Source organism: Phaeovulum veldkampii DSM 11550 (assembly GCF_003034995.1).
Taxonomy (GTDB): Bacteria; Pseudomonadota; Alphaproteobacteria; order Rhodobacterales; family Rhodobacteraceae; genus Phaeovulum; species Phaeovulum veldkampii.
Genome location: NZ_PZKF01000074.1, coordinates 1 through 5,829, shown reverse-complemented (window position 1 = coordinate 5,829; position 5,829 = coordinate 1). Strand labels below are relative to the sequence as shown.

3 protein-coding genes are annotated in these 5,829 nt (G+C 61.8%); all 3 read right to left on the bottom strand.

Annotation, left to right across the window (positions count from 1 at the left end; translation table 11 throughout):
- Positions 1 to 1,136: AAA family ATPase (locus tag C5F46_RS15525; protein ID WP_146160251.1), on the bottom strand; the 1,136-nt coding region annotated here is incomplete at its 3' end.
- An 851-nt stretch (positions 1,137 to 1,987) separates the two neighbouring features.
- Entirely contained in the window at positions 1,988 to 2,704 is a 717-nt protein-coding gene (locus tag C5F46_RS15515) for a hypothetical protein (RefSeq protein ID WP_107326220.1), read from the bottom strand.
- A gap of 48 nt (positions 2,705 to 2,752) precedes the next feature.
- Positions 2,753 to 5,827 (bottom strand): type I restriction endonuclease subunit R, encoded by a 3,075-nt coding sequence (locus tag C5F46_RS15510; protein WP_235820196.1) that lies wholly within the window; start codon positions 5,825 to 5,827, stop codon positions 2,753 to 2,755.
- Positions 5,828 to 5,829 lie beyond the last annotated feature (2 nt).

Genomic DNA, 5,829 nt, shown 5'->3' with positions numbered 1-5,829 from the left:
ATATATCCGGAGATTGACTGGCTTCGCTGATAAAAAGAATCGATTTCGTCGATGAACCACACACTCGGCGCACCAGCCACCGCGCGATCCGCGGAGGCGTTCAGCTCGCGCAAAAAATCACCCTGATGTCCACATCGCTGGCAATCTGAGTAACTCGTTTTGACGAACACGACCCCCGCGCTTCCCGCAAGAGATTGCGCCAGAAGGGTTTTTCCGGTTCCGGGCGGTCCGATCAGCAGGAACGACTTCGTCACCTCACTCCAGTTCAGTCGCCCTGCGCGCCACTCCTGAATATCGCGCACGACCTGCCGGAGCGCGCCGACGGCCTCCGTTTGGCCGTACACGTCGTCCAGCGTCGGGCCGATGGAAACCGTGGGGCGCTTGACCGCTATGCGGCGCAGGTGGGCCGCTGCCTGATCGGGCGTTTCCGCCGCGAAGACGGGCGCAAGGTGGATCAGGGGCACCAAGGCAAGATCCGCATCGTCCAAGGAGATCGGGATCGGTTGGGTCGGGTGCAGGTATTCCAGCATCACCTCGAGCATCCGCTTGCTCACGGGCGGCAGGATGAACCGCGCGCTCTCAAGCGCGAGCAGGTCCGCCGGAATCCGCTCCGGCCGGGACGTCCCGACGATGCTTGGCTTCCCTCGCTCGACCAGCCCCTCGATCCGGTGTGTGAGCTCTTTGACCGACCGTTCCAACGAGGACCCGTCTTCGATGACAACGACGGGCGGCTGTGTTCCCTTGGGTCTTGCGATGGACAGCTCGGGTACGATCTGCGCAAAGCGCTTCCTATCCTCGGCGCCGGAAATGACAACGGTTGATATCAGCCCCGGCTGAGGCCGCAGCGGCTGATCGATGGATGCGACGGCTCCATGGACCCTGAGGATCATCAGGGCGTTCAGGATTTCCGAAGGATCCGGGCGAAACGCCGATTCCGGATCATCGCCTGCGTCCAGGTCCTTGTCGGCCAGATCATCGTCATCGTCCAGTCCGGGCTCCAACTGCCTGACCAGCGCTGGCGGGTTCCCCTTGGCGATGTAGGCGAGGGCCTCATGGAGACCCGGAAGGGGCGGCAGCCCCTTGTGGGCTCCGGGTCGGGCTGGTGGATCCTGTGGGGTGGGCGGTGGCGTCGTCATGGATGTCTCCTAAAGGGTATAGAACACTGGTCGCGCAAATGCGCGTTCCGGTCCGGTTGGGTTGTGGCGGATGGGTCAGGCCGTCAGGATCGGGACCAGATGGTCCGGGCCGAGGCGACCGCGGGACGGATCAGCGTCCGTCAGCAGCGGTGGTTAATGATCTCCTTTTGTTCTCATTTGGTGACCCAAGGGATACACGAGGAAGACGTCCTCGACCAGCCTGATTCTGAGGCGTAAGTACTTCTGCAAAAAAGGAAAAATGACATTTTTTCGCAAGCGATAGCGGTCCTGATTGTTCAAAGAGATCAAGCCAGCCTGCACCGGACTGAGATGTTTTTCGCAGACCTGTTCTGGCGTGACGGGGAAGATTTGATGAAGGCCAAGCCACGTCGTCGGCGAAGTCATCGAGACGCTGCCGATGGGGTGATTCTGTTTTGATCAGTCATGAGGGGATGCTAAAACCGTTCCGGTCATGCCCCGGGGCGCAGACGTCTCGCGTCACCAGTTCTTTCCGCGGCGGCCGGCTCACCCACATCGGCGCTGAGGTCGAGTTCAGGTGAAACTGTTCCGCGCGCTGCTGCAAAGGCGGCCAGGAAAGGGTCCTCCAGTCTCGCGGCAGGCGCAGGATCCTGCACCGGAGCCCCGTTGTCCGGTGCAGGATCCTGTGTCACCCGGGTCGATCCGGGCTCATCTGACTTAGGCATGGGCGCCACTCCTTATGTCTTTCGATGAATGAAAGGGATTCCCCCTCCCCGAAGGCCGCCAAGCTTCAGCCGATCATGAACGCCTCTGTCAGTGACCAAGATTTGCACCGACCAACACCCTGACCCATAGGCGCATCACACATGCCATCACCCATGTTGTCCCGTGTGAAGCGAAACTTTCAGGATGGCCCACCGGTCACAGAATTGACGGACATCGGCCGCCATACGCGGATCCGGATTCACGATGAAGAACGTCCGACAGTTGTAGGCGCGCGCACGGACCGCCAGGCATGGCGCCCCGATCACGGACATCCAATGATCGATCTCCGCGTCATGCCCCCCGGCCCGGCGGGTGTTGTGATGGTAAATAACGGCCGTGCGGCCCTCACTGAGGCGGAGGGCCTCCGAAAGCGGGATCTGTTTTCCGAATTTCGCACGCCCTTGGCGACGATGATCATCATCCGTCATCCCGTTGTCAGGATCAGCGAAGACCAGATCGCATCCATTGAGGTCGTCCATTACCCGCTCGAACCAGCCGGCGCGCCAATTCCGGCGTCTCGTGGCGGGAACGCTGCAAATGTCCAGCGGCTCATCTGAAGACTGCGCATCGCCAAGGACGGTCAGGAGGGACCGAATCGATCTTTCCGTTCGGACCACACTTTTCAGATGCTCAAACAACTCCGGGTCAAGCTGCGCAAGCTTCCGGTCACGATCCTGAAGATACCCAGTGTGGCGGCCGTCGCCGTTATGGGACTCATCTGGATACCGATACCAGGCAACCCCGAGCTTGCGCCCGGGCGAGATGGCGCGCAGCAGCCCCAGTTTGACGAAATCCCCGACATCTCCGGCGTAACGGTCCTGCATCCGTGTTCCTTCTTTTTGGTATGGCCCAGTTTGATGGGCGCGGTTTTTTCACGAAAACTCGCGCGCGAGGACCTCGGCCTGCTGAACGACCTTCTTGATCGCATCTGACTGGAGGTCCGGGGGGAACCCATGCTTGCGCAGAATGCGTCGAATGCTGACGCGCATCTTCTTCCGCACATCGTCGCGGCGCCACCAGTCCACCCGGGCATTCTGACGAACCGTCAGAACCAGCTCGGTCGCGATCACCCGGAGTTCCTCATTCCCCATCAGCTCGACCGCACTAGCGTTTGAAGCCAGCGCGTCATAGAACGCGACCTCTTCAGGCGACAGCCCATCCTCAGGCTCTTCCTGGAGCGCCTTGGCGATCGCGATCATCTCTTGGATGACCTGAAGCGCATCGACGCTCCGGTTATGATACCGGGCCAGCGCCTCGGCCAAGCGCTTGGAGAACGCCTCCTTTTTCGCATTGTTCGTCCGCGTCCGGGTCCGGATTTCCCCGTTCAGGAGTTTTTTCAGGGCCTCGACCGCCAGGCTCTTGTGTGGGTTGTTCTTCAGTCCGAGCAGGAAGTCTTCGCTCAGCACACTGATGTCGGGGCGGTCCATTCCAGCCGCCTTGAGGATGTCCACCACCTCGGTTGACGTCACTGAACGGTTAAGAAGCTGAGAAATCGCGAGGTCTGCCTCATCAACGCTGCGGCCAGACCCGGACCCTGCATCCATCTTCCGGATCGCGGCCTGAACGGCCGTGAAAAACCCGACCTCGTCCTTGACCTCCTCTGCCTCAAGCGTGCCGGAGGCGATCCGGAAGGCCTTCACCAGTCCCGCAACGCCTTTCATGAACCGCTTCTTGGATTCGGTCCGGTCCTTGGGCACCTCCCCATCCACCTTGAGGTTGAGCGCATGTTCAATCGCGATCGGCAGCATCTTGATCCGGTCCTGGGGGGTCCCACGGACTGCTGCCATGTAATCCACGCCGTGGAACATGACACGCATGATGTCGAGCTGGGTCAGGAGGGCGTGAACCGCCTCACCTTGATCGATCCCGGTCTGTTTCCGGTCGGCATTTGAATAATGGTTGAGCGCTGCCTTCAGGTCCGCCGCCAGACCGATGTAATCGACCACAAGGCCCGCAGGTTTCGCGCCGAAGACCCGGTTGATCCGGGTGATCGCCTGCATGAGCCCGTGACCCTTCATCGGCTTGTCCGTGTACATGGTATGCATGCAGGGGGCGTCGAACCCGGTCAGCCACATGTCACGCACGATCACCAGTTTGAAGGGATCAGACGGGTCCCGATACCGGGTCCGGAGTGTCTCTAGGCGCGCCTTTGACCGGATATGGGGCTGGAACTCGGCCGGGTCCTGCGCTGCACCGGTCATGATGACCTTTACCCCTCCGGCCCCGTCTTCGTCCGAATGCCAGTCAGGCCGGGCTGCGACGATCCGGTTGTAAACCTCGACGCAGATCCGGCGGGACATGCAGACGATCATCCCCTTCCCGCCGTCCATCGCCTCCAACCGGGCGCCGAAATGTCTCAGGATATCCTCGACCACCTTGTCCAGCCGAGGCCCGGCTCCGACAAGCGCCTCGACCCGGGCCCATTTCCGGGTCATCGCCTTGCGGGTTTCATCGTCCAGTTCCGCCCCGGCATCTTCCGCGTCCTCAAGGATCTCCTCGTATTCGGCGTCGAGCAGATCGCCTGCCTCCTCACCCAAGGAAATTTTCGCGACGCGGCCCTCGTAGTAGATGGGGACGGTGGCCCCATCCTCGACCGCCTGGGCAATGTCATAAATGTCGATGTAGTTTCCGAACACGGCCTGCGTATCGGCCCCCACGAGAGATATCGGTGTGCCTGTAAAACCCACATGCACCGCGTTTGGTAGCGCCTGGCGCAGGTGGTGCGCGAAACCGTAGCGAGTTTCCCCAGTCTTCGCGTTCACCTTGGCCTCAAACCCGTACTGGCTCCGGTGCGCCTCATCCGCGAACACGATCACGTTTGACCGGTCCGACAGTTCTCCGATGCCCGTTTCGCCCTTCGGGGGGCGGAACTTTTGCATGGTGGCGAAGATCACCCCGCCCACTTTCCGCTGGTCGAGTTTCCGGCGCAGGTCCGGCACGTCCTCAGCCTGCTCCGGGGTCTCCCCGAAGAGCGCGTCACAGCGCGAAAAGGTGGCGTAGAGCTGGTTGTCCAGATCGTTCCGGTCCGTGATCACGACAATGGTCGGGTTCTCAAGCTCCGGGTTCCGCATCAGCCTGCCCGCAAGGAATGCCATCAAGAGGGACTTTCCGGATCCCTGTGTGTGCCACATCACACCGCCGCGGCCGTCAAGGTGCCGGGCCCGGAGAACGGCGCTGACCGCCTTCCGAACCGCGTGGAACTGGTGATACCCGGCGATCTTCTTGATCGGGCCCTTCCCCTCGTCCTCATAGACCATGCAGTACCGGACCAGTTCCAGGATGGTGCCGGGGGCGAGCAGCCCATGGATCAGGGTCTGAAGGGCCAGATCGGTCCCGTCCTCCACCAGGTTCTCCCCGTCGACCGTGCGCCAGCGCATGAACCGGTCCAGGTTCGCGGAAATCGACCCGTACCGGGCCGTCACCCCTTCCGAAATCACCGTGAAGGCGTTCGTCCGAAACAGGGCCGGGACCTGGGCCTTGTATGTCTCGATCTGGTTATAGGCCCCCTTGAGGGTCCCGGTTTCAGTGCCCTTCAGCTCGATCACGATGATCGGCATCCCGTTCAGGAAGATCACGATGTCCGGCCGGCGGGCGGTCTGGCCGACCACCTCAAACTGGTTGACGGCGAGCCAGTCATTTGCCCCGTTCTCCCAGTCCACAAGCCGGGCGATCGCGTTCCGCTCCTCGCCCCCCTCGAACCAGGTGACAGGCACCCCGCCCACCAGAAGTGCGTGGATGCGCCGGTTTTCCGAGATCAGGTCGCCCGCAAACTCCGTGTCCCGGACCCGGTTAAGCACCGTCTGGACGGCCTCAGAGGGCAGGGCGGGGTTAAGGCGCCGGATCGCGGCGTCGAGCCGGGGCAGGAGGAGGGTGTCGTGATAGCTCTGACGGACCGGATCATCCGCCTCGGGGGAGACATCGGCACCATGCAGGTAGGCGAACCCCAGGG

Coding starts and splice junctions, on each gene's coding strand:
- C5F46_RS15515 (WP_107326220.1), bottom strand. CDS start 2,704: ATGCAGGACCGTTACGCCGGAGATGTCGGGGATTTCGTCAAACTGGGG.